Origin of the sequence: Kiritimatiella glycovorans, assembly GCF_001017655.1 — a bacterium.
In the GTDB taxonomy this organism is placed as follows: domain Bacteria; phylum Verrucomicrobiota; class Kiritimatiellia; order Kiritimatiellales; family Kiritimatiellaceae; genus Kiritimatiella; species Kiritimatiella glycovorans.
In genome coordinates, this window is record NZ_CP010904.1 from 2,610,958 (window position 1) to 2,635,574 (window position 24,617).

A 24,617-nucleotide genomic window follows, 5' to 3' on the forward strand; every position below is an offset into this window, starting at 1 on the left:
GCCTGGCCTGCCCGAGGGGCAGGCGTGCGGCGCTACTACGAACTTATCTACGATCAGTACCGATAGTGCGCCGGCTTGAACGGTCCGTTCTGCGGGATGCCGAGGTACTTCGCCTGCTTCTTATTGAGCTTGTCGGTCTCAATGCCGAGTCGCTCGATATGAAGCCGCGCGACTTCCTCGTCGAGCAGTTTCGGGAGCGTGTACACATCCAGCTCATACTTGCCGGGATTGCAGTACAGTTCCATCTGGGCGAGCACCTGGTTCGTGAAGCTGTTGGACATCACGAAGCTCGGATGGCCCGTGGCGCAGCCGAGGTTCATCAGCCGTCCCTGCGCGAGCAGGATAATGCTCTTCTTGTTCGGGAAGGTGATCTTGTCGACCTGCGGCTTGATGTTCGTCCACTGGTACTTGTTCAGCTTCGCCACCTGGATCTCGCTGTCGAAGTGCCCGATGTTGCAGACGATCGCCATGTCTTTCATCCTGCGCATATGGCGCTCGGTGATCGCGTCGCAGCAGCCGGTGGCCGTCACGAAGATATCGCCGATCTGAGAGGCCTCGTCCATCGGCATGACCTCGAAGCCTTCCATGGCCGCCTGCAGGGCGCAGATGGGATCGATCTCGGTCACGATCACGCGCGCACCCTGGCCGCGGAGCGACTGGGCGCTGCCCTTGCCGACATCCCCGTAGCCGGCCACGACGGCGACCTTGCCCGAGAGCATCACGTCGGTGGCCCGCATCAGGCCGTCGACCATCGAATGGCGGCAGCCGTAGAGATTGTCGAACTTCGACTTGGTGACCGAATCGTTGACGTTGAACGCGGGGAAGAGCAGTTCGCCCTTGTCGCGCATCTGGTAGAGGCGGTGGACGCCGGTGGTCGTCTCTTCGCTGACGCCGCGGATATTCTTCGCGGTGCGCGAGAAACGGTTCGGATCCTTCTTCAACGCCTTTTTGAGCTGGTTGTAGAGGACCTCTTCCTCTTCACTTCCGGGCTTCCTGTCGAGGATCGACGGATTCTGCTCGGCCTTGTAACCGAGGTGCATGAAGAGGGTCGCGTCGCCGCCGTCGTCGACGATCATGTTCGGTCCGCGTCCGTTGCCCCAGTCGAGGGCCCGGTCCGTGAACGCCCAGTATTCTTCCAGCGTCTCGCCCTTGTAGGCGAAAACCGGCGTGCCGGTGGCGGCCACCGCCGCGGCGGCGTGGTCCTGGGTCGAGTAGATGTTACAGCTCACCCAGCGGATCTGCGCGCCGAGCGCCTGAAGGGTCTCGATCAGCATGGCCGTCTGGATGGTCATGTGCAGCGAACCCATGACGCGCGCGCCCTTGAGCGGCTTCTCTTCGCCGTACTTCTCCCGGAGGTTCATCAGTCCGGGCATCTCGTGCTCGGCGAGTTTCATCTCTTCCCGGCCGAAATCGGCCAGCGAGATATCGGCGACGTGGTAGTCGCCGCTTTTTGTATTTCTGCTTCGGGTCGTTTTTTTAGCCATGTTCAGCTGTACTCCTGTAGGTTCCGTTCTCCGTTTCCTGCGACTGTTCCTTCCGCGCAACGGCGAGAAGGACATCGATATCGGGGGTCATCCCCGAAATTCTTTCCATGCGGTCGGTGTCGAAGCCGGCGGCGGCGAACCACTCGCGCAGCTGGTCTTCTTCGAATCCGAGCCACTGGTCGGCCCATTCCTCGCGGGTCCACTCCTGTTCGTGGCGGGCGAGTTCGAGCAACACCAGCTTCCCGTCTTCCCGCAACACGCGCGCGGCCTCCCCCAGCGCGGCGTCCGGACGCGCCGCATGATGCAGCGACTGGCTCACGAACACCGCATCGAGCGATCCGTCCTCCAGCGGGAGATGCTCCAGGTCGCCGATGCGTCCGGAGATCCGCTCTTCCACCCCGCGCTCGCGCGCACGCTGCTGGAAGACCTCCAGCATTTGAGGGGACATATCGACGGCGTAGACCCGTTCCGCGAACCGGGCCAGCAGCAGGGCCAGTTCGCCCTCGCCGCACCCGAGATCGGCCACGCGACATCCTTCGAATCCCACGGCGAGAGCCGCGGCCAGCGCCCGCCACCCGCCTCCGGGCTCGGTGAGCGTCTCGTAGCGTCCGGCGATCCGGTCGAAAAACTCGCGGCTGCGGTTGCGCCGCTGCTCCAGAACCCTGCGGATGCGCTCGCGGTCGCCTTCGCCGCCGGCAAGCTCCGCCAGCCGCCGACCCATGAACTGCTCAAAGGCCTGGTCTTCGAACAGCGGCCCGCGCCGGTAGTAATTCGAAGTCCCGTCACGGCGCAGTTCAACGATCCCCGTCTCGCGCAAGGGTTTAAGGTGTCGGCTCACCGACGATTGGGGCATGTCGAGTACGGAGGTCAACTCCGCCACCGACAGTTCCGCAATCCCCAGCGACCGCACCATGCGCAAACGCGCCTCGTCCGCCAAAGCCCTGAATATGTCCAGTGATTCCGTCATATATCCGTATATTCGGATATATTAATATAGCGCCGGACGAATGAATGCAAGGGGAAAGTGGCGAAGCAGGATGAAGCAGGATGTAGAGGGGCGGGAAGCAGAAAAAGGAAAGAGATAAACCGTGAAGAAGGGAAAGGCATGAAGGCTGATCGGTGACAAAGCCGGGCACGAGTAAGATTATCTCTGCCAGTTTGGGCGACCCTGATTCCTGCGGGGGTGCTCCCCCGCAGGACAGGGTCGGCGTCGTCCGGTCAGCCCCACTTCTTCTTGCCGACGTGCACTTCGATTTCGGCCATCGACATCTTCATCATTTCCCAGCACATCTCGCGGGTTTTCGTAAAGACGCCGACGCAGCCCGGATCGAGATTATCCTCGATGCCGTCGTTGCAGCAGTATTCGATCTGGCGGGCGAGATCGATCAGCCGGGCGTGCTGCGCGTTCGAGTGGCGTGCACGCTCGATCTTACTCGCAGTCTCGTCGTCGAGTTCTTCGAACTTTTCCTTCTTCGCACCGCAGCGCGGGCACGTTTCGGGCGGCTCTTCACCGTCGTGGATGTACCCGCAGACCTGACATTTCCATTTCTTCATCTTCGCATCCCCTTTCGTTTTGATGCCGTACGCTCGATGGGTCGTATTCTAGCAGGATCCCTGACGTTCTCAAGTTAAGTCCGTGTTCATCGGTCGCATTTCGATTGCCTTCTTGCACGGAAACGGCGGACGGCCTAGCCTTGGCGACGATGGAACTGCAATCTTTCATAGAGACGATGGAGCGCCTCGCCCCGCCCGAACTCGCGGAACCGTGGGACCACACCGGGCTGCTGCTGCGGCCTTTATCGCCCCGCGACGTGAGCACCGTACTGCTGACGATCGACCTCACCCGCGAGGTGGCGGAAGAGGCGGTGGCGAAGGAGGCTCAGGCGGTCGTAAGCTATCACCCCGTCCTGTTCGGCGGAACGCATCGGCTGGACGCGCGCGATCCGCAACTCGCGGCGGTGATGACGCTGGTGAAACACGAGGTCGCGCTCTACTCGCCGCACACCGCCCTCGACGCCGTCCGCGGCGGCACAAACGACTGGCTGGCCGGGGGGATCGGGAAAGGCGCGGCCGAGGTCCTGCGGCCCTCGGCGGCGGACCCGGACCACGGCATGGGACGCCGCATAGAGCTGGAATCCGGCACACGACCCGGCGACCTGGCCGCACGGCTTCGGGACTTCCTGGGTATCGATGCCGTCCACATCGCCTCTCCCTCCGCTAATCCGCTCTGCCGCACGGCCGCGATCTGCGTCGGCGCGGGTGCGGACGTGCTGCTCGACGCCGACGCGGATGTCCTGATCACCGGTGAGATGAAGCACCACGACCTGCTGGCCGCCACGGGCCGCGGCAAGGCCGTACTCCTGTGCGGCCACACCGAAACCGAGCGCGGCTACCTCAAAGTCCTCGCGCGTAAGTTGCGGCGCGCCTTCGGCCCCTTGGTTCGCGTACTCCGCTCACGCCGTGACCGCCCGCCCGGACGGTGGGAGGGGAAAGGGCTGTAGGAGATTCCCTGCATCGGCGATACGCAAAAGGGAAACTCCCGCCTCTTCCCCCAACAACTCAACAACCCAACAACCCTTCTCCCTAATCTTCCTCCCGCGCGCTTGGCAATCGCGCAAAATCGCTTATGCTGGTCGCTTTATGATGTTCAGGAATGAGGAGACGAAGGAAGTGAAAGCGAAATATCCCTTCAGCGAGATCGAGCCGCGCTGGCAGAAGTTCTGGAACGACGAGAAGATGTTCCATGCCGATCTCGAGCGCACGGAGGACAAGTACTACTGCCTGATGATGTTCCCGTACCCCTCGGGACGGCTGCATGTAGGACACGGACGCAACTACATCATCGGCGATGCCGTGGCGCGCTACAAGAAGATGCGCGGGTTCAACGTCTTCACGCCGATGGGCTGGGACGCCTTCGGACTCCCGGCGGAAAACGCGGCGATCAAGACCGGCGTCGCGCCGCGCGATAACACGATGAACAATATCGAGGTGATGAAGCGTCAGCTCGACTCGTGGGGATGCTGTTACGACTGGGACCGCGAGCTGGCGTCCTGCGAGCCGGAGTATTACCGCTGGACGCAATGGATCTTCCTGCGCCTCTACGAGCGCGGCCTGGCCTACAAGGCGCGGGCCAACGTGAACTGGTGCCCGTCCTGCGCCACGGTACTGGCGAACGAGCAGGTCGTGGAGGGCCGCTGCGAGCGCTGCGAGAGCGCGGTCGAGCAGAAGGCGCTCTCGCAGTGGTTTTTCAAAATCACCGATTACGCCGACCGTCTCCTCGAAGATCTCGACGAGCTGGAAGGCTGGCCGGAACGGGTTAAAACCATGCAGCGAAACTGGATCGGACGCAGCGAGGGCGCGCGCATCGAGTTCCCGCTGGTCGCGCGTGAAGACGGCGGGAACGACCCGTGCGGCAGCGTCCCCTGCTTCACCACGCGCGTCGACACGATCTACGGCTGCACCTACATGGTGCTCGCCCCCGAGTATCCGGATCTGGACAGGCTGATCGACGGGCTTCCGGAGGCGGACGACGTCCGCGCGTTCGTGAACGATACGCGCAAACTGAGCGCGATCGACCGCACCTCGGAGGAGGTCGAGAAAAACGGCGTCTTCACCGGGCGTTACGTCGTGAATCCGTATAACGAAGAACGCATCCCGCTCTGGGTCGGCGATTACGTACTGATGGAATACGGCACCGGAGCGGTGATGGCGGTGCCGGCGCACGACACGCGCGACTGGGCCTTCGCCCGCAAATACGACCTGCCCGTCCGCGTCTCCATCCGGCCGGAAGACGAAACGCCGGATCCGGGATCGATGGACGACGCCTACACCGGGGACGGCGTATGCGTCGAATCCGGTCCGTTCAGCGGCATGGATAACCGCGAGGCCATCCCGGCGATGATCCGCCACGCCGAGTCACACGGGTTCGGCCGGGGCACGATCCATTACCGGCTGCGCGACTGGCTGATCAGCCGTCAGCGTTACTGGGGAGCCCCCATCCCGGTCATCTACTGCGATGCATGCGGCACGGTGCCCGTGCCCGACGATCAGCTTCCCGTGCGGCTGCCGGAGGATGTCGAATTCCGTCCCGCCGGCGAATCGCCGCTGGAGACGTCCGATACGTTCATGAACGTAACCTGCCCGCGATGCGGCCGCTCTGCGCGGCGGGAGAGCGATACGATGGACACCTTCGTCGATTCGAGCTGGTATTTTCTGCGCTACCTCAACGCGGGTGATGCGGAGAAGGCCGTGGATACGGAGCGCTGCAACCAGTGGCTTCCCGTCGACCAGTACATCGGCGGCATTGAACACGCGATCCTGCATCTCATGTATGCCCGCTTTTTCACCAAGGCGCTCGGCGACCTCGGCCTCCTCGACTTTGACGAACCTTTCGCGCACCTGTTCACGCAGGGCATGATCTGCCGTAAAAACGAAGTCGACGGCAAGCTCTACAAGATGTCTAAGTCGAAGGGGAACGTGGTCAGCCCGGACGAACTCATCCGCAGATACGGGGCGGACACCGTCCGCCTCTATACGCTGTTCATCGGCCCGCCGGAAAAGGAGGCCGAATGGCGCGACGACGCGGTGGAGGGCGCCTTCCGTTTCCTGAACCGGCTCTGGCGGCGTGTGTACGATCATCATGACCTGCTCGACTCCAGCCCGGCGGACCTCCCCGCTCTCGACGCGATGGAAGAGCCCGAACGTAACCTCTACCGCAAGGTCCACGAGACCATCGAACGGATCACCCGCGATCTGGACGGCGCGTTCCACTTCAACACCGCCGTCGCCCAGGTGATGGAGCTGATGAATGCCGCGGACGACCTCAAGATCGCGCCGGACAGCACCGATTCCGCGAAGGCGGTCTATCGTCATGCCATCGAAAACGTGATCCTGCTCATTTCGCCTTTCGCTCCGCACATCGCCGAGGAGCTGTGGCGGGAGCTCGGCCACGGGGAGAGCGTACTGACGGCGCAATGGCCCGCACTGGACCGCGAGGCGCTCAAGCGCGACCGCATTCAGCTCGCGCTGCAGGTGAACGGGAAAGTGCGCGGGCAGCTCGAGGTCGATGCCGACGCCCCGCGCGAAACCATCGAGCAGGTCGCCATGGATCACCCCCAGACGGCCCGGTGGACGGAGGGCAAGACGGTGCGCAAGGTCATCGTCGTGCCCGGAAGGCTGGTAAACATCGCCGCCTCCTGAGGAGGGAGATGCTGCGAAAATGGAATTCACCATGAAGGGAGGAAGAGCATGAAGCGGATTCTAATCATGAACACACTTCCGGGTCTTTCGCTCCTCATGGTTTAATATCCGCATGACTCTCCTGCTGAAATGGTGGCGGCTCGCGCTCTGCCCCTGGTTCGAACTCACACCGCGCGAGCGGAAACTGGTCGCGACGATTCTGGCGCTGGCCCTGCTGGGCCTGCTCGTGCGCGAATTCCGCCACCAGCCCCCACCCCATCGTCTCCGGAGTCCGGAGTCCGGCGCCACCCCCCATCAACCACCAACAAGCAACTAGACCCAGGAGGGCCCTCATGGAAGACTGCATATTCTGCAGGATCGTACGGAGAGAGATCCCGGCGGAAATCGTCTGGGAGGACGAAGCGCTGCTCGCCTTTATGGACATCGGCCCGATCATCAGGGGACATACACTGGTGATCCCCAAAGTCCACCACGACCCGATTGAAGATACGCCGGACGAGATCGTCGCCGCGCTGTTCCGGTCGGCCAAGCGCATAGCCGCCGCGCAGCGCGAATCGCTCGGCGCCGAGGGAATCAACATTATTCAGAACAACGGGCGCTGCTCCGGGCAGGCCGTATTTCATATCCACGTCCATGTGATCCCCCGCTACAGCGATGACGGGCATCACTGGAACTGGGATGCGAAGAGCTACGGCGATCCCTCCGAGATGGCGGATCTCGCCGATAAGATCCGCGGCGCGCTCGCCTGAAGATTGTGCGTTGTGGGGCGTGAAATGTGGTTGGTGTTTTGTAGGTTGTGGGTTGCGGGATGTGAAGTGACCAATCACCCTGTCTCGAAGAATGACCCTCTGCACCTCTGCGGGAGAATCGACACGGATTCCAACGACCTCATGCTACGGCGGCTGGTCGCCGCCGCAGATGGCCACGTTCGAAAATGGCGAAGGAGACCGGCGAATGCCCCGGTAGGTTGTAAACCCAAATGCCGCATGTAGTGGTCTTGTTTCATTTATGAGATCGTTTTGAGTTCGTTCGTGAAGAGTTCGTGAGGGGTCATGAAGTCGAGGATCCGGCGCGGGTAGTTATTGATCCATAGCTCGATGTCGCGGATTTTCTGCTTGGTAAAGCGCGCGATATCCCGGCCCTTGGCCACGAACCGTCTGATCATCCTGTTGCCGTTCTCGTTCGATCCGCGTTCCCAGGATGAGTATGGGTGGGCGTAGAAGATCTGGGTTCGCTGTTGCTTCGAGAAGGAAGAGGCTTCTAAGGCTTCGAAGTCCAGGAACTCGCTGCCGTTGTCGACCGTGATGGTCTTGAAAATCTGACGGAAGCAGCGGGAGCCATGTTCACGCTCGAGCCCTCTGAGAACTTTGAGCACGCTGGCTTGGCTCTTATCAGGCAGCTTGCGAATGATCGTGATCCGATGTCTGCGTTCCACCAGGGTCAATAGGGCGGCATTGGACCCGCGCGTGGGGCCGGTCACCAGGTCCATCTCCCAGTGTCCGAACTCCTCGCGCGTCTCGGCTCCTTCGGGACGCTGGTCGATGCTTTTGCCTTTGGAAATCCGCTTCGCCAACCGCCGAGCGCCGCGTTTGCGCCGCTTGGCTCGCTTACGCTTCTCCCACAGTGACTCGTTGCTGAGCCCGAAAATGACGCCTTTATCGATGTAGTTATAGATCGTCTTGGTGCACACCACCTCCTCCAGACCGGCCTGACGCATCCGAAAGGCGACTACATCGGGCGATTCCTTATGTTCCACAATGCGGCAACGGATGAATTCGGCCAGCGCATAGTTGCGGCCCAGCCTCAGACCGGGCCCCCTTGCGGTGGCGTGGTAATCATGGAGGTCCTGGCCGCGATCGCTGCTGTAGGTCCGGTATTCCCGCCACTCCGAGTCCCGGTGGGTCACCGTCCCGCGCTTGAGCTCACGCTGGATCGTACGCGGGTGACGCTCCAAGGCGGCCGCGATGTCCCGTGGGGGGATCCCCCCACGGGACATCCGCTCAATCACCATGCGCTCCACCCTCGTCAAGTGCTTGCCCTTCCTGCTATTCTGATTCTGTTCCATGCCGTCTCCTTCCTCTGTTGTCCTGTTGTAAGACCACAAAGGATAGCGAACCACGGCATGGAACGCTCTCTCCTATACCTGCGGCATTTCACATTACACTTCTCAACCGGCGAATGCCCCACTTTTTCTGCTTGCCGTTTCCCCTGGGAGTCTGTATTCATGTCGGGGTTTTTTGAAGCGCGCTCCGTAGCTATACATTGGGATATGGAATTGTGCTGTGGGCCAGCAGAAGGAAGATCGAAATGGATATGGATTTTAATAATATGGGGTTTTCCGTGCCGCAATCAAACACGCTGTCCGGATTCGGCAGTGCAATTTCCGTAGGTGGCAATTACTACCGATTCGATCAATCGACGCCCCGGAGGCTGACCGACATGTCCGCCCTGCATTCTGACTGGAAGGCTGTCGGCAACGATTTCTCCTCCTGCATGTCGTCTCTCCCAGCCGGTTTTCGCCGATAATGAATATGGCTGAGTGGAAGCTCTAGATGACAGAAGAGCCGAGAGAAGAACCGCCGCAGCCTGTTGATGCTGACGATTCGTCTTCCGCAGACGGTGAGAACTTAGAAGATCCTTGCTCCCAAGTTCTTGCACGTCTCGAGATCGAAGCGCCAGAAATTCTCTCTGGTTTGCCCAAGGAGCAGCGGGTATAGCTGCTTCACATCGTCACATCACATATGGTGATGAAGAGCCATCGCGGTCCGCTACCACCACCGGAAGATATAGCGCTCTACAATCGGCATATCACGAATGGGGCCGACAGAATTATGTCAATGGCCGAGAAACAGTCAGACCATCGACGCAACATGGAACGGATAATTGTAACGAGTCAGACTTCCCAGAGCGGACGCAGCCAGTTGTTCGGCCTTCTCATAGGCCTGTTCGGGATCACTGCCGGTGCAATTGTTGCCACCATGGGTCACGACTGGGTTGGAGGCGGAATCGCGGGGACAACTGTAGTCAGTCTCGTATATGCTTTCATCACAGGACAACGATCTCAGCGCCCGTCAAGCGACAAGTCTCCCTCTCCGCCTTCGTCTTCTCAAAATTAGCGTTCTTTGTCGGCGATTTGAGGCCGATCCCATGATCTCTCAACACCGGGACTCGCTGATTGACGGAGGAACAGGAGGCTCGTAGAGCCGCCACTATAAAAACCGGCCATCTGATACGCACGCTTCGCGCGAAAAAAAACGGGCGGTCCTGCTGTTCAGCAGGACCGCCCGCCAGGGCTTCGGGGAGTCTACGATTTACCGCTGCATCGACTTCGTCATCTGCTCAACCGACTGCCGATCCTGGGTTTTGTACCCGTAGGCGTCGACCCGGTTCGCGGTCACGAAGATGAGCAGGTTCTTCTTTTCGCTCCGCTCACCTTCCGACCGGAAGAAGCGCCCGACGTAGGGAACATCGCCGAGCAGCGGGACCTTGTCCTCAAAGGAACTGGTGGACTCATTGATCAGTCCGCCCATGACCACCGTGCTTCCGTCGGCGACGGAGAGCTGCGTGGTGACGGTGCGTTCACGGAATACCGGCATCGTGACCGTGAGCGGATCCGAGTCCTGGAAGGCGGGGTACACGGTGCGGGGTTCGTCCTCGCCGAGGTACTCACGGATCAGGGGCTCAAGTTCCAGATTAATCGTGTTGCTCTCCGTGTCGACATCGGGACGGACGCGGAGGATATAACCGAGTTCCTTATCCTCGTAATCCGTAGGCTCGATGTAAGCGAGCGGGATGCCCTGCACGGCGCCTTCGCCGCTGACACTGATCTCTTCGGTATCGAAGTCCATCGGGAACCGGCGGACGATAACCACCTTGATCGTGGCCTCTTCGCCGCTCTTCGTGGTCACCTTCGGCGCGGATAGCAGGTCGGCGGCGCCGCTCTGCTCCAGCGCGCGAATCTGGACATCCACCTGCGTCCCGTCGATCTTTGAGATCAGGAAGTCGGAGGTAGCCGTACTGAAGAAATCCTGCACCAGACTGCCGGTCTGGTCCTGATAGGGGGAATCCTGGGGAAGCTGAGCATTAGGATCGCCGCTGTTGCGAAGACCATCGCTGAAGAGCGGCGTGCCGTCCGTCGGGTCGCCGGGCGTACCGTCGCTTCCGATCTGGTAGTCTCCGCCGCCGGCGGTAATGACATCATTCAAGGTCCAGTCGAACCCGAGTTCGGAGAGCGCGCCTTCATTGACTTCCACGAACTTGGCCTCGATTTCCACCTGGGCGGAAAGCTGTTCGCGCGCTTTCTGGGTCAGACGCTCGATCAGCTTTTCGATCATGTCGAGGTTCTGCGGCGTGTTGCGGACCGTCAGCGTGTTGAATTTCGGCCTGTACACGGCTGTCGCGCCCTGCGGGAATTCGACCCCGCTGAAGAAACCGGCTACGTCGATCGCGCCGCTGGTGCCGCCGCCACCGCCGCCACCACCGCCGGTCGTTTCGCCGAACAGCTCGAAGCCGCCACCGCCGCCGCCGCGGCCGCCGCCGGTATCTTCGCCATCACCCGCCTGGGCTTCCATTTCCTGGCCGATGGCGGGGATGACATCGTACGTGCGCAATTCGAGCTTTTCACGCGCCACGTAGCCGACGGGCGTAATCGTAACCACGTTCGGATTGACCTCGTACTTCAGGCCCGCCATTTCGGTGATGTACTTGAGGGCATCAAGCACGGAGATATCGCGCAGACTGATCGTGACGGTGATATCCTCAGCGCCGCCGCTCTGCTGGCCGCCGCCACCGCCGCCGAAACCGAATTCGTCCTCGTCATCTCCGCCACCCTGCTGGGACCGGGCCTTCGCGCTGTCGAGTCCGAGCAGAATAAAGTTCACGGGCTTGCCCTGCCGCTGACACATATCAGAGAGAAAGTTTACGACGTCCTTGATATTGGCTTCCCGGAAATCCAGTTCGGGAATGATGATATCTTCGAGCTTCTGTCGGAGCTGCTCGATTTTCTGCGCCTCTTCGGAAACCTTCCCTTCCTCTTCCTCTTCTCTGGGAAGGAGCGCTTCGCGCAGAGGGGGGTTCCAGGCCTTCTCGACATCGGCGAGCATGTCGGCCCGGGACGCACTGGTCTTGTCTTCGTAGGAGGCATTGCGCCGATCCGCAATTTTGCGCAGGTATTCGTTAGCTTCCTTATTGTAAGGGTCTTTGGATACGACCGTCTCGAACATGACGCGCGCCTGGTCGAATTTTCCCTTCTTGAAATAGTCCCGGCCACGGTCGATCATCTGATCGAGTTCATTGACCTCTTTGACCTTCTTTTCCTTTTTGGCGCGCTTTTCGGACTCTTCAGCCTTCTTGCGGGCTTGCTCGGCCGCTTCCTTTTCTTCGGCTTCCGCCGCAGCGTTCGCTTCCGCTTCGCTCTTCTCAGCCTTCATTGCCGCTTTCTTCTTTTCCGGTGCGGCTTTCACTGCGGGGGCCTCAGGCTCGGCCTTCTCGGCCGGCTTTTCGACCTCAAACTTCGCTTCCGGCGCTTTCACTTCTTCTTCGGACGAAGTCTCACCGCCGGGGAGGTCCTCAAAAATCGACTCCATCGTCTCCTGCGCCGTCACGGCCTGAAATCCCGCAATGGTGATCACACCGACGACTATCATACTCAGTTTTCTGAACATCGCGCTGCTCCTATGTTTTCGTGACAAATTTGTTCGCATCTCAAAAAGGGCGTTATAGGCATCGCTCGTGATTCCCGCAACAGTTTTCCGTTCCATTTTTATCTCCCTGGTCGACTGTTCTGCACTAGTGACCCTTTTCTTCTACGAACCGCTCCCCGGCCCCCCGCCGGCGAAGCTCTTCCCTATTCCCCGGTGAGCAGACGCCGCCGTTCCGCGTCGGTGAGCTTGGGCACCGTACTCTTGCGCCCGGTCTCCACGGCCTTCACGGTGACTTCTTCGTCCCGGATTTCAACGACTTCATACTGCTTTTCTTTGAGCGTGAATGTCTCGCCCACGCGCTTCACGAGCTTGCGGCTGTCCACCAGATAGATCATACCCGCCTTGACTTCGAAGGAACTGATTTCCTTGCCCTGTTCGAGTGCGATCATCTTTTCGGCCTGTTCGAGGTAGAGCGTACGTTTGTCTTCGTCGTACCGTTTCACCTCGATCCCGGCAACGCTCTGCCCGATTTCAACGAAGTGCGTCCGGCCGCCCTCCCGCAGGTTGAGTGCGAATACCCTGCTCCCGTCCGGGATGCGCGTCACAGACTTGAAGAGGAACTTGAAGGGGGTTTCGATGCGGCGCACCATCCGCAGCTTGGCCACGGGCGGCGGGAAGGAGCTGCTGTCCCGCGGGTCGGTGCCGGCGGTGTATTCCTCATAATTGGTGAAGCCGTCGTTATCCGCGTCACGCGTCGCGTCGGCGGCCACGGTGGGGTCGAACCCGTTTTCCCGTTCATACATATCCGGCATGCCGTCGCCATCGATGTCCACTTTTTCGGGATCCTTCAGCGCCGGCTGTTCGGCCCCGGTAAAGGGGCAGACTTCGGCCATATAGGGGATGGGATATCCTGAGCCGACCGCGCGGACTCGGGTGCGGCTTGTGAACAGCGGCCGGCCGCTCTCCTTGAATTCCACGTCCCGCGTCATGGTCTCCATGGCGTTCCGGATCCGCTGCTGGGACACCGCCGCCGCCGCACTGACCTCCGCCGGCGGCGTTTCCCATGCGGCCGCCCGGACCTCCTGCCGGAGGCCGCGGATACGCATGACGCCGTAGAGCGCGGAAGCGGCCAGGAGTACAATGACGGCCGCGAGGGCCGCTTTTTCATAATGTCGCGCGATCCAGCCGAAGTTCCCTTTCATGACCTCACTCGCTCTCCTTCAGGGCAATGTTGGACGCAAACCGGTAGACATCCACCACCATAGTGACCGTGATCGTCTCGTCACCGGCGATCTTGCGCGCCTCCCGGCTTGCCTCGGTTTCGGCCTCGACCGTCTGATCCTGCGAACCCGAATCGCCGCCTTGCCCCTGCTCCGCCTCCTGTTTGGCCGATTCGGGGTCGAAATCGAGAATATCCGACTGCGTGTCCGTGTTGACGATCTTTACCACCGAGAAGCGGTCGCTGTGGCTCAAGGCGTGCAGGATGCGCCAGATCGGCGCTTCCTTGGTGTTGAACGACATCTGGACGCGCTCCGCGGTAAACAGGTCGTCGGGGTCGACATGGCTGGCCTCGAGCGAGCCCGCTTCGGCGGGCTGGCCCTGATCGCCCCCCCGGCTTCCGCGCCGGCCTGTCCGCGGCTCCGCCGCCGCGCGGAGCGCCTGTTCGAAAACATCGCGTTTGATGTCGGTGACCTCACGGACTCCCGACACGCAGAGCACATGGAACAGCGTCTCCACGGCGTAGAGCTGATTGACGAGGCGGTCGACGTACTTATCCTGGGGAATGGTCCCCTGCACGTAGCGGCTGAACCCGAAACTGAAATCCTCCGGGACGGCAACGCGTGCGTCCTCGGCCCATCCGACCATCCGCTCACGGGTGCGGCCCAGCAGCGAGGCGAAGGCCACGGGGGCGATATTCTCGTTGGGCCGCTGCTCGCGCCGCATCAGCTCGATCAGATCAACCATGTGGTCCTGAAGCTGATTTACGTTCTCCTTCATCTGCGCCACGTTCTCTTTGCTGGGGAACGGGTCCCGGCGATTCAGCTCCCGGAGGCGCTCCTGCTGCTGCTTGAGTTCGCCGCCGACACGCAGAGCCTTTACCTGTTCGCGAACGGTGTAGACCAGCGTCCCGATGAGGAGCACGGCCAGTATGCCGCCGCCCACGATCAACAGCATGTGTTTGCGCCACTTCATAGTTCAAACGGCTCCTTGAAGGCGATCTCGATCACGTATTCCTGGGCGAAGGTTCCGGGGAGGGGCTGCTTTACGATTTTTGTGCCCTCGCCGAACGGCTCCATGGCCTTGAGCCGGTTCCAGAACTCGGTCACCGAATTTTCGTCGACCTTATCCAGGTAGCCGAAGCCCGATATCCGCACGCCCGTAAGCTGCCGATGGTCCATCAGCCCGCCGCCCCCATTCTGCGGCTGCGGCATGCCGCGCATGCGGGAGCGTCCCCCGGCCTGCGCCTGCTGTTCCGAGTCGGCGAACATCGACTCCGTCTTAAAGACGTACATGCCCTCGGGGATCGCCGAGACGAGACGGTTCATTACGTTCATCCAGGTGTCGCGACGGCCCACGAGTCCCAGAAGTCTCGACTGATAGCGCTTGAGGACTTCTGCCTGTCGCTCCTGCAGTTCGAGTTTCTTTTCGATCTGCTCAAGATGCCGCACGCGATCGCTCACCCCTTCGAGCGCCTGCTGATTGAGGCTGGCGGTCGTGGAAAAGTAGTAGCCCCAGGCCGCGACCGTGAGCACCAGCAGCGCAAGCGCCGCCACGAGTGCGGGTTCCTTGCGGCGGAACGTCTTTTCGCGCACCAGCCGCGCCGGCATAAGGTTGATTTCCAGCGGGCAGGGCTGAACCTTACGCAAGGCCAGGCCGACGAGCTCATTCAGCGCGCCCCGGTCGCTTTCGAGCTGCGCGGAGTCGATGCCGGAATCCACCTCCACCGCCTTGAGGGCGTCGAGGTTTTCGACGGGGACGCCGAGCTTCTGACCCAGGAACTCGGCGAGACCCTCGATACGGGCCGTCCCCCCGGCCAGCATGATGCGCTTCGGGGGGTTGCCGTTCTGCTGAGTACGGTAAAAATTGATCGAACGGTTGATTTCCATGTGCAGCCGGTTGGCCGTATTCTGCACGCACTGCCGGACTTTGGCCGCCTGCTCGTCTCCGGAAGACTCCTGCGTACCGCCCAGCTTTGCGTGGGCAAGCTTGAGCTGTTCGGCCTCGGCGTTCTCCACTTCGAGTTCGCGCGCGATCTGCTGGGTGATGGTATGGCCCGCGACGGGGACGCTCCGGATAAAGGCGCGATCCGCCTCCATGAACACGAGATCGGTCGAGCGGGCCCCGATGTCGATCACCAGCGTGCTCTCTTCCGGCAGCCCGTAGTTGTAGCGCGCGGCGTTGTAGAGCGCCATCGGCGCCACGTCGAGCACGTCGGGATCCAGCCCCGCCTGCTCCACCGCCGAGGAAATGCCCTCGACCATGTCCGCCTTGATGGCGGCCAGCATGACCCGGACGTCCTCCTCGCCACGCTCGACGAGCTGGTAATCCCAGACTACCTCGTCGATCGGGAAGGGCACATTCTGGACGGCCTCGTACTGGACGATCTGCTGGATCTTGTCCTGTTCAACCGGCGGGCAGCTTACAAAACGCGAAAAAACCGACTGTCCGGCAACGCTGACCACCGCCGTGCCCGCGGCGATTCTGTGTTCGCTCATCAGGCTCTTGAGCGTGCGGGTGATCTGCAGTTCGCGGTTCGCCTCTTCCCCGGCTCCGGGATCGATGGGCGCCATGCCGAACCGGTGCAGCCGGATCCCGCCTTCCCCGCTACGTATAAATTCCGCCAGCTTGACGCTTGCGGCTCCGATGTCCACCGCGAGAATGCGTTTGGATTTCATCATCCGTCTCGTCCCCGACCGTTACAGTTTACCGCGCCGCCGGCTTGATCTCTTCGTACTGTTCAATGTTGATAAAGGCAAAAGGCGTCTCAAGACGGTTCCGGAGCACCCCTTCACGCACGGAGAACTGTTCCCACCAGCGGCCCTGACCCTGGCGACTGCTCTCCCCGGCGATCTCACGTCCCTTATAGCTCACAAGCACCGCCCACTCGAGTATATCGCCGTCGTAGAAACGCCGGAGCGAATTGGGGTGCATGAAGACTTCGCTGAAATGCTCGTCGCCCTGGTAGATGTACACATAATCAATTTTTTTGTGGAACACCACGGGCTGCGGGCTCTCCTGCCGGCCTTCCATCTCAGGAGGACGCATCAGCACATAGTAATCGAACGTAAGCTCATCGATCCACTCGGGCATGGTTTCGTATTCGACCACCATGCGGAACCATGTCTTCCTCGCTTCGTCCCGGATATTCAACCCGGCGGAACTGACGTCGTAATCCGGGGTCTTGGGCGCGGTGTCGGGGAAAACCTCCACTTCCGCGATTTCAAATCCGACCTCCTGCGCCTCGGCCGCAGTGCTGCTGAAGGACAGAACGAGGGCTGTGACGATTCCCAGGGCCGTGAGGCTCCTTCCGATAACGATTTTCATTTTGCGCCCTCCTCAGGTTGTCCCGAAACGCGAATAGAAGCAGTTCAAGGATGGGCGAATCTATGCTCACCTGCGCAACCTGTCAAAACAAAAAGCAAATACAGGCTGCATTAAACCATCCCTGTATCAAAAAAACCGACCCGGTAGGTCGCCGGCAGACCCGCCGGTCCGGCGTGTCTGTGCCGATATATTTCTTTCAGCTTCCTCAGCTCGCCGCGGGTCAGTCCGCGCCGTCTTGCGGAGGGCGATCCGGTGACGCCCCGCTCGTGAAGGTCACGGAGGAGATCTTCCGCGCAGGGGTAGTACACGGTGCGGGTTTCAGTCTTTACGCGATCGGCGTTCATGCCGGCCTCCGCAAGGGCCCGGCCGACCCCGCCCTCGGAGGGCAGGCTCACGGGGGGCTCCACGCCGGGCGCCGCCGCACACCGCGCCGCGGAGAGCTCCTCGAGCGTACCCTCGAGCATGAGCGCGAAGGTGACGCGGGCTCCGTCCTCCAGGCATGCCGCGAGGGCGCGGAACAGCGCGGCGAGATCGGGAATCCAGTGGAGCGCCGAACTGCTGACCGCGCGGCTGAAGGGCCCTTCCGGAAGAGAGACCCGCATGTCGCGAACTTCGGTCGTAAGCTTCGGACCGCCCGCCGTCTTGGCCCGGCATACGTCGATCATGGCCGCGGAGGCATCGATGGCGTGAACGGCGGGCCGCGGGTTCAGAGCACAGAGCTGACGCGTAAGCAGTCCGGTCCCGCACCCCAGCTCCAGCACGCGGTCGGCCTCTTCAGGCAGCTCCATCCAGCGCACCAGTTCGCGCGCGACCTCCGCCTGCACGGCGGCGCCCGATTCATACGCGGCCGCGGCGGCGGAGAATCTTCTGCTCACGTTTCCGCTCATAAGGCGATCCTGCGGCTCAGCTCGTCCACACAGTAGAGGGGCAGGGCGTGACCTTCCCCCTGCATCTCTTCGAGTCGCGCCGCCGGAAGCTCGGCCTCGAGCCGCCGCGCGGCTGCGACGGGCACGATGCCGTCGCACGATCCATGCAGCAGATGCACCCGGCCGCGCACCCCGGCGAGGAGGGGGAGGATATCAAAAGACTGAAGGAACCGGAGCCCGGCGGACAGAACTTCGACCCCCGCACTCAACACCTTTTCGATCCGGACCTCCGCACCCTCCGCGGCGCGCGGCGCGGCGGAGCGGCGGTAGAATTCACGCAGCACCGGCTCGGGGTCACTCCGAAGCATACGCTGCATCGTCCGGACCTCGGCAGACGCAACGCCGCAGGGCCAGCCGCGCCCCGAACAGAAGCGGGGCGTCACGCCGCAGAGCACGAGCCCGCCCGCGGGGCCATCTTCACGCACCGCCCTTTCGAGAAGCAGCATGGCACCCAGCGACCAGCCGGCATGCCGCTCGAACGGACCCTGCTCCGCGATCAGCGACTCAAGGCCGTCGACGAAAGGCTGTTCCGACTTCCCGCCCCCGCCCCGGCCCCACAGGTCCTCCGGCCCGGAGAGTACCACCTCATGACCGGTGTCGCGCAGAGCCTTTGCCAGGGGGTCAAGTTCCGCCGCCGGATAACCCCACCCGGACAGGAGGAGAATGCGGCGTGCGGAGTCGGAGGGCATGACGGTCCGACCCCGCTCCCGGTCCGGATTTGAATCCTGCCTCATCGTCTCCCCCAACACCGCCGCCGCGCGCCGGAGGTCGTCCTCCTGATGGGCGAGGGTGAGCGAGAAGCGGAGGCGCGCGGTGCCCTCCGGCACGGTGGGCGGACGGATGGCCGGAACGAGGATCGCCTTTTTCTCCAGAGCGGCGGAAAGGCCGACCGCCGCCCGGTCCTCGCCGACGATCACGGGAACGATCTGGCTTTCGGAATCCTTCACCGCCACCCCCTGCGCGCGGAGCGCGGCGCGGAACAGATCCGCACGACGGAGCAGTTCCGGCCCCGGCGCGGGGTCCGCTTCGACCACGTCCAGCGCGCCGAGCGCGGCGCCCATGGCGGCGGGCGGCGGGGCGGTGCTGTAGATGAATGAACGCGAGCCGTTCACCAACCACTCGCGCAGCTTCGCGTCGCACGCCGCGAATCCGCCGCAGCTCGCGAGCGCCTTGCTGAGCGTACCCATGTCCACGGTAACCGCATCCGCCCCGTTCTGATCCGCCAGGCGGCCGCGGCCGCGTTCACCGAATACGCCCGACGCGTGGGCCTCGTCGACCAGCAGCATGGCCCCGTGAGCATGGGCGAGGCCTGCGAGTTCCTCCAGCGGGGCGAGATCGCCGTCCATGCTGAACACGGATTCGGTGACGACCAGGATGCGGCGGGTCTTCCCCGGCAGTGATTTCAGGCGGCGCTCGAGGTCCTGCGGATCGTTGTGACGGAACCGGATGAGCCGGGCGCGGCTGAGCACGGCGGCGTCGAGCAGGCTGGCGTGGGCGAGCCGGTCGGCGAGCACCACATCGCCCCGTCCCGCGAGCCGGGGAAGGATCCCCGCGTTGGCCGCATAACCGCTCCCGAAGACCAGCGCGGCCTCGCGCCCCTTCCAGGCCGCGATCCGGTGCTCCAGGGTTTCATGCGGCGGGAGCGTGCCGCAGACCAGCCGCGAGGCCGTGGCCCCCGCCCCGTACTGTTCCAGGGCCTCCCGTGCCGCGGCGATCACGCGGGGGTTGCGGGCCAGGTCGAGGTAGTCGTTCGAGGAGAAATTGAGCGTCTCGCGTCCGTCCAGCTCCAGTTTCCCGCCCGCGGCGGGAAACACGCGCGTTCGCCGGAGGCGGCCACCGGTCCGCAGCCGTTCCAGGCCGGATTCGATCCAGTCCATGGAGGTCACGGGCGCAGACCCTCCCGGAGCGCGGCCAGCGCGGCGCCGGGATCGGGCTGCCGCAGGAGGTGCTCGCCGACCAGGACGCCGGCGACATCGGCCTCCCGGAGTGTACGGATATCCTGCGCGGACCGGATTCCGCTCTCGCTGACGACCAGCGCATTATCCGGCAGCCCCGGCCGCAGCCGGAGCGTGGTTTCGATGCGGGTCTCGAAGGTGCGCAGATCGCGGTTATTGATCCCGATCCAGCGCGCGCCGCTGTCGACCGCGGCGGCGGCCTCCTCCGCGGAGTGGATCTCGACCAGCGGCTCGAGTCCGCACGCCCGGCAGCGCTCCGCCATCCCGTTCAGTTCATCGGGCTCCAGCACGGCGGCGATCAGCAGCACGGCGGAGGCGCCCGACATGCGCGCGTGATACACCTGCCAGTCCTCGACCACGAATTCCTTGTAGAGCATGGGGAGGCGCGTGGACTTGCGCGCCGCCTCGAAATCGTCCTCGCCCCCGCCGAAGTAGCGGTAGTCCATGAGGCAGGATACGGCCTGCGCGCCGCGGTCTTCGTACGCGCGCGCGAGGGCGGCCGGATCGAAGTCCGCACGGATCACGCCTGCGGAGGGCGAGCGGCGTTTGATCTCGGCGATAAACCCGAACCCTTCGGCGCAGAGCGAAGCGGTCCAGTCCGGCGCGGGCGCATCCGCGGCCCCGGCCTGCTCGCGCATCGTCTCCGCGGGGACGTGTTCGCGCAGCTCCGCGATCTCGCGCCGTTTATGCGCTACGATCTCCTCGAGAATGTTCACGCCGATTCCTGCTGTTTCTTTTTCAGGTACGCCTCGATGAACTCGTCGAGGTCGCCGTCGAGCACGCCCTGGACATTCCCCACCTGCACGTGGGTCCGGTGGTCCTTGACCATCGTGTAGGGCTGCATGACGTAGGAGCGGATCTGGTGGCCCCAGGCGATTTCGCCCTTCTGGCCGTAGAGCTTCTCGATGTCCTTGCGCTTCTGGTCCTCCTCCATCTCGTAGAGTTTGGCCTTCAGCATCTTCATCGCGACGGCGCGGTTCTTGTGCTGCGACCGTTCCGCCTGGCACTGGACGACCGTGCCGGTGGGTTCGTGGACGATCCGCACGGCGGAGTCGGTGGTGTTCACATGCTGGCCGCCGGCTCCGCTCGAGCGGTAGGTGTCCACGCGGAGATCCTTGTCCTCGATCTCCACGTCAATGTCCTCGTCAAACTCCGGCATCACGTCGAGCGCGGCGAAGGAGGTGTGCCGGCGTCCGGCGCTGTCGAACGGGCTGATCCGGACCAGCCGGTGGCAGCCGCGCTCGGCCTTGAGGTAACCGTAGGCGTAGGGTCCCTCGACCAGCAGGGTCGCGCCCTTGAGACCCGCCTCGTCGCCCGGCTGGTAGTGCAGGGTCTGGACCTTGTAGTCGTGGCGCTCGAAATAGCGCATGTACATCCGGCAGAGCATGTCGGCCCAGTCGCAGGATTCCGTGCCGCCCGCTCCGGCGTGGATGCTGACGTAGGCGTTCTTCGAATCCATCGGACCGCTCAGCAGCGACTGCAGTTCGAGCTTGCGGAACGAGGTTTCCAGTTCGTGCAGCAGCCGTTCGGCGTCGGCCAATGCCGTATGGCGCTCTTCGCCCTCGTCCTCGCCTTCGGCCAGCTCGAGCATGACATCGACATCCTCCAGCTTCTGCGCGAGGGCGTCGCAGGGCTCGATTACGCTGCGCAGGCTCTTGGAGTGGGCGATGCGTTTCTGCGCGCGGTCCGGGTCGTCCCAGAACCCCGGCTGTGCGGCCTCGTCTTCGACGGAGGCCAGTTCCTTCCGTTTCTCCTCGAGTCCGAGGTAGCCCTGCATCTCTTCAAGCCGCGCCCGGAACGCGTCGGCGTGCTGTCTGAGTTCGTCCAGTTCCATGCGTGCTCCCTGTGTTGATCCGCGGGAGTATAGGATGGGAGCGCATCCGTGTAAACGTCCCTTCGAAAACGGTTATTCGTGGGTTTTTATGGCAATACGCGTACTCGTACTCGGAGCGCCGAAGGCGCGATCCCCCTCCCCCGATTCGAGGAACTCGAGTACGAGTACCGCTTCGCTGAGTACGAGTACGAATTATGTTCTCTCTGAATCCCGATTTCGACTTCGATCCGGATTTCGAGATCCCATCCGTGTGATCGGTGTAATCCGTGGTCGAAAACACAAGAAAGGTCTCTCGCAAAGGCGCCGGGACCGCAAAGATGGATGAGAACAGCACAGGCAAAGAACCCGTGGACGCCGCGAGGACGATCCATCGTGAACTTGGTCCAGGGCTTTAACCGGCGGACTCAGGGCGGGAAGCCGAAGGGGCGTGTGCATGCCCGCGTCCGGAACCCCCTATCCCCTCGATCGCGCGATCCGTTCGACCTGTTCGATATAGCGCTGGACGTCCTCGCGCGGATCCAGCCTCTGGGCGCGGCGCAGGAGCGGGAGGGCTTTTTCGAATCTGGACTGCCGGACCAGGAGCTGTCCGTGGTGGAGTTTGGCTTCGGCCTCGAATTCCTCCAGTTTTTCAGCCCGCTCAAAATAAAAGATCGCCTTCTCGGCCTGGTCTTCCGAGGCGTAATGCCGGCCGAGCAGGACCAGCGCGTCGCCATCGGTGGGGTTGCGTTCGACGACCTGTTCGAGGATCTCCGCCTGTTTCCCGCCCCGGCCTTCGGCCACGGCGATGCGGGCCTCGAGTTTGAGCAGGCGCGTCGCCCTCTCGTCCGCCAGGGTTTTTCCGTACACCTCGCGGACGCGTCCGATGAGCCGCTTCGACTCTTCGAGCGCCCCGCGGGCTGCGAGCACCTCGGCGTTGCGCAGCGGCCGGTCGACCGGCTGTCCGGGCTCGCTTTCGAGGGCGCGGAGGTAGACCTCCGCGGCGGCGGCGAGCATCTTCTCGTTCACATAGATATCGCCCAGCGTATTGAGGGCGCGTACATCGGCCTCGTTCCGCATGCGCAGATACTCGAAATTGCGCGCGGCCTGCAGCGGCTGTTTCATGCCCAGATAGGCATTGGCCTGCAGCAGCCAGAAGTCCTTACGCTCCGGATCGTCCCCGATCAGGGTGGAGGCCAGCGCGGCGGACTCCTCGTACTTCTCCTGTTTGAACAGGCTCTGGGCCAGTCCGAGCTTCCAGTCGACCGTATCCGGCTGCAGCAGCACGGCGCGGCGATACGCCGTCTCGGCGGGAACCTGTTCACCGACGCTCATATAGGCGTACCCCAGCAACCCGAAGGTCAGACCGTCGCCCGCGCCGAGGGCGATCGCCTCACTCAGCGGCTTGAGGGCTTTTTCGTACTCGCCGTTGCGGACATAAATCATGCCGAGGTTTTTCTGGGCGCGCAGGAAGCTCGGCAATTTTTCGACGGCCGCCTCGTAATGCCGAACCGCGGCCCCGAGGTCGTCGAGCTGGAAGCAGACGTTGGCGAGCGTAAAATCGAACATCGCCGTGGAGGCTTCTCCGGTCTGCTTTTCGAGAAAGGCGCGCGCCTTTTCGGGTTCTTCCGCGCTCATGAACTCCAGAACCTTCTCGAGCTTTTCGCGCTCCACGCTGCTCACACGCGGCTCGGTCTCCTGGTTTACCGCGTAGGAACCGAGGAAGCGCTGCCGGAAACCGGGATCGTTCCAGAGGTTGAGTTCCGGCGGCTCCTCTGCAGCCGCCATCGCGCTTCCCGCCAGAAGCATCGTCACCATCATCGCCAGATATTTCATCGTCCTGCTCCGCTGTTGGCTTTTCATGATCCGTCTGCGCTGAACGCCGTCCGCGCCATGGTGAAAACTTTTCATGTCCTTCCCTCCCTCATGTAGAGCCTCCCGCATCTTATCCTGCCGCAAAACTGATCGGGACGCGCATCCTGAACCGGACGGGCTTGCCTTTGCGCTTTCCGGGCTCGAATTTCCATTTTTTGACCGCCTTGAGCGCGGGCTCCTCGAAGGCGGGGTGCGTGGATTTCTGCACCCTGGCCTGCTCCACGCGGCCGCTCGTGTTGACCACGAAAATCACGTAAACGGTACCCTCCACCCCCTTGCTTCGCAGGTCGGGGGGGTAACGCGGCGCAGGCTGGTAGAGCACGCGCGGGCGCTGATCGAGCTGGGCCATGCTGAAAATGGCGTCCATCTCTGCTTTCTGCGCCGAGCCCAGATCGAGGTTCACGGCGAAATCGCCGCCCCAGTCGCCGCCCATACCCGGATTGAGCGCCAGCTCAAGCTGGGAGAGGTCGAGCGGCTGCGACTCCTGCTGCAGTTCGGGTTCGGGCTCTTCCGGCGGCTCCTCCTGCTCGGGTTCGGGGGGAGGCGGAGGCGGAGGCTCGAGCTGGGCGGTCTGCACGGTGCGCAGCTCCATGTCGTCCTGCTGCATCTGACCGATCGTCTGCAGCACGGGCAGGATCATGAAATAGGCCAGCGTAATGAGCAGCGCACCCGCGACGAGCAGCAGCGGGCGGAGCATCTTTGTCCACATCGCCGACGGCTTCTTATGGTATCCGTGAACCACCGTGTCTTGCTCCCCGCTGCTAGGACTTCTGCTTGCGCGTGGCGACGCTCACCTTTTCCGCGCCCGCCAGTTTCGCCTCGTCGATCACCCGCACCAGGATGCCCGACTGCACCTCGCGGTCGGCCTGAATGATGACCGGGACGTCCTCTTTCTGGAGCATGCGCTTGACCAGAGGGCGCACACCTCCGAGGCCGATCCGGTTTCCGCCGTAGACGACCTCGCCGTTGCCGGTGATGGCGATGAGGATGCTGTTCCGTTCGAGGTTCACGGAAGAGGCGGCCTGCGGCTTGTCGACTTCGACCCCCGTCTCCTCGACGAAGGTCGTCGTCACGATAAAGAAGATCAGCAGGATGAACACACAGTCGATCAGCGGCGAGATGTTGACATCCGCCTCCTGCGTATCCTCGCGCATGGATGATCTGAATCTGCTCATGAGCAG

General features: G+C 62.6%; 22 protein-coding genes. 6 read left to right on the forward strand and 16 right to left on the reverse strand.

Translation table 11 applies throughout. The features are described 5' to 3' along the window. Positions 1 to 53 precede the first annotated feature (53 nt). The 3 genes from ahcY to L21SP4_RS13395 form a co-directional block, all read right to left on the reverse strand. Complete coding sequence (gene ahcY, locus L21SP4_RS10855; RefSeq protein ID WP_052882668.1) at positions 54 to 1,484, reverse strand: adenosylhomocysteinase; 1,431 nt, start codon at positions 1,482 to 1,484, stop codon at positions 54 to 56. Further along, positions 1,477 to 2,451, reverse strand: a complete 975-nt coding sequence (locus L21SP4_RS10860; protein WP_052882669.1) for an ArsR/SmtB family transcription factor — start codon at positions 2,449 to 2,451, stop codon at positions 1,477 to 1,479. Before L21SP4_RS10860 ends, ahcY begins: the two co-directional genes overlap by 8 nt. A gap of 251 nt (positions 2,452 to 2,702) precedes the next feature. Further along, a complete protein-coding gene (locus L21SP4_RS13395) occupies positions 2,703 to 3,038 on the reverse strand; it encodes a rubredoxin-like domain-containing protein (protein ID WP_052882670.1) in 336 nt (111 codons plus the stop codon). Between the two features lie 149 nt (positions 3,039 to 3,187). On the opposite strand from L21SP4_RS13395, the gene L21SP4_RS10870 reads away from it, so the two are divergent. The 4 genes from L21SP4_RS10870 (at position 3,188) to L21SP4_RS10885 (ending at position 7,432) form a co-directional block, all read left to right on the forward strand. Next, positions 3,188 to 3,985: a Nif3-like dinuclear metal center hexameric protein gene (locus tag L21SP4_RS10870; protein WP_052882671.1), complete on the forward strand. Its 798-nt coding sequence runs from the start codon at positions 3,188 to 3,190 to the stop codon at positions 3,983 to 3,985. 142 nt (positions 3,986 to 4,127) lie between these two features. Continuing rightward, positions 4,128 to 6,683 carry a leucine--tRNA ligase gene (gene leuS / locus L21SP4_RS10875; protein WP_052883029.1) on the forward strand — a complete coding sequence of 852 codons (2,556 nt, stop codon included), beginning with the start codon at positions 4,128 to 4,130 and terminating at the stop codon, positions 6,681 to 6,683. 112 nt (positions 6,684 to 6,795) lie between these two features. Then, positions 6,796 to 6,999 (forward strand): hypothetical protein, encoded by a 204-nt coding sequence (locus L21SP4_RS12995; RefSeq protein ID WP_144413844.1) that lies wholly within the window; start codon positions 6,796 to 6,798, stop codon positions 6,997 to 6,999. 16 nt (positions 7,000 to 7,015) lie between these two features. Beyond that, the gene (locus tag L21SP4_RS10885; protein WP_052882673.1) at positions 7,016 to 7,432 is read left to right on the forward strand and encodes an HIT family protein; all 417 of its coding nucleotides are present in this window, start codon (positions 7,016 to 7,018) and stop codon (positions 7,430 to 7,432) included. Positions 7,433 to 7,689: 257 nt separating this feature from the next. On the opposite strand, the gene L21SP4_RS10890 is transcribed toward L21SP4_RS10885, so the two are convergent. Beyond that, positions 7,690 to 8,748: an IS30 family transposase gene (locus L21SP4_RS10890; RefSeq protein WP_052880849.1), complete on the reverse strand. Its 1,059-nt coding sequence runs from the start codon at positions 8,746 to 8,748 to the stop codon at positions 7,690 to 7,692. A 242-nt stretch (positions 8,749 to 8,990) separates the two neighbouring features. Here L21SP4_RS10890 and L21SP4_RS10895 point away from each other — a divergent pair, with 242 nt between their 5' ends. Both L21SP4_RS10895 and L21SP4_RS13560 read left to right on the forward strand, forming a co-directional pair. Then, on the forward strand, positions 8,991 to 9,209 hold the full coding sequence (locus L21SP4_RS10895; RefSeq protein WP_052882674.1) for a hypothetical protein: 219 nt from the start codon (positions 8,991 to 8,993) through the stop codon (positions 9,207 to 9,209). A gap of 221 nt (positions 9,210 to 9,430) precedes the next feature. Further along, on the forward strand, positions 9,431 to 9,799 hold the full coding sequence (locus L21SP4_RS13560; RefSeq protein ID WP_417999900.1) for a DUF2335 domain-containing protein: 369 nt from the start codon (positions 9,431 to 9,433) through the stop codon (positions 9,797 to 9,799). A gap of 195 nt (positions 9,800 to 9,994) precedes the next feature. On the opposite strand, the gene L21SP4_RS10900 is transcribed toward L21SP4_RS13560, so the two are convergent. The 12 genes from L21SP4_RS10900 to L21SP4_RS10955 all read right to left on the reverse strand — a co-directional run bounded on the left by L21SP4_RS10900 (position 9,995) and on the right by L21SP4_RS10955 (position 24,611). Next, positions 9,995 to 12,346, reverse strand: a complete 2,352-nt coding sequence (locus L21SP4_RS10900) for a hypothetical protein (RefSeq protein ID WP_052882675.1) — start codon at positions 12,344 to 12,346, stop codon at positions 9,995 to 9,997. Between the two features lie 182 nt (positions 12,347 to 12,528). Continuing rightward, positions 12,529 to 13,527, reverse strand: a complete 999-nt coding sequence (locus L21SP4_RS10905; protein WP_052882676.1) for an Amuc_1099 family pilus-like system protein — start codon at positions 13,525 to 13,527, stop codon at positions 12,529 to 12,531. Between the two features lie 4 nt (positions 13,528 to 13,531). Then, positions 13,532 to 14,518: an Amuc_1100 family pilus-like protein gene (locus L21SP4_RS10910; RefSeq protein WP_052882677.1), complete on the reverse strand. Its 987-nt coding sequence runs from the start codon at positions 14,516 to 14,518 to the stop codon at positions 13,532 to 13,534. After that, the gene (gene pilM / locus L21SP4_RS10915) at positions 14,515 to 16,224 is read right to left on the reverse strand and encodes a type IV pilus assembly protein PilM (RefSeq protein WP_052882678.1); all 1,710 of its coding nucleotides are present in this window, start codon (positions 16,222 to 16,224) and stop codon (positions 14,515 to 14,517) included. The genes L21SP4_RS10910 and pilM overlap by 4 nt, the downstream gene beginning before the upstream one ends. A 25-nt stretch (positions 16,225 to 16,249) precedes the next feature. Then, a complete protein-coding gene (locus L21SP4_RS10920) occupies positions 16,250 to 16,870 on the reverse strand; it encodes an Amuc_1102 family pilus-like protein (protein ID WP_052882679.1) in 621 nt (206 codons plus the stop codon). A gap of 110 nt (positions 16,871 to 16,980) precedes the next feature. Continuing rightward, positions 16,981 to 17,745 carry a methyltransferase domain-containing protein gene (locus L21SP4_RS10925; RefSeq protein ID WP_160300815.1) on the reverse strand — a complete coding sequence of 255 codons (765 nt, stop codon included), beginning with the start codon at positions 17,743 to 17,745 and terminating at the stop codon, positions 16,981 to 16,983. 8 nt (positions 17,746 to 17,753) lie between these two features. After that, the gene (bioF, locus tag L21SP4_RS12590; protein ID WP_074041481.1) at positions 17,754 to 19,673 is read right to left on the reverse strand and encodes an 8-amino-7-oxononanoate synthase; all 1,920 of its coding nucleotides are present in this window, start codon (positions 19,671 to 19,673) and stop codon (positions 17,754 to 17,756) included. A 5-nt stretch (positions 19,674 to 19,678) separates the two neighbouring features. Then, on the reverse strand, positions 19,679 to 20,467 hold the full coding sequence (trpC, locus tag L21SP4_RS10935; RefSeq protein WP_052882681.1) for an indole-3-glycerol phosphate synthase TrpC: 789 nt from the start codon (positions 20,465 to 20,467) through the stop codon (positions 19,679 to 19,681). Further along, complete coding sequence (prfB, locus tag L21SP4_RS10940) at positions 20,464 to 21,585, reverse strand: peptide chain release factor 2 (RefSeq protein WP_052882682.1); 1,122 nt, start codon at positions 21,583 to 21,585, stop codon at positions 20,464 to 20,466. The genes trpC and prfB overlap by 4 nt, the downstream gene beginning before the upstream one ends. A gap of 453 nt (positions 21,586 to 22,038) precedes the next feature. After that, positions 22,039 to 23,472, reverse strand: a complete 1,434-nt coding sequence (locus tag L21SP4_RS10945) for a tetratricopeptide repeat protein (protein ID WP_052882683.1) — start codon at positions 23,470 to 23,472, stop codon at positions 22,039 to 22,041. Positions 23,473 to 23,506: 34 nt separating this feature from the next. Beyond that, complete coding sequence (locus L21SP4_RS13170) at positions 23,507 to 24,145, reverse strand: energy transducer TonB (RefSeq protein WP_052882684.1); 639 nt, start codon at positions 24,143 to 24,145, stop codon at positions 23,507 to 23,509. A gap of 52 nt (positions 24,146 to 24,197) precedes the next feature. Then, entirely contained in the window at positions 24,198 to 24,611 is a 414-nt protein-coding gene (locus L21SP4_RS10955) for an ExbD/TolR family protein (RefSeq protein ID WP_052882685.1), read from the reverse strand. Positions 24,612 to 24,617: the final 6 nt, after the last annotated feature.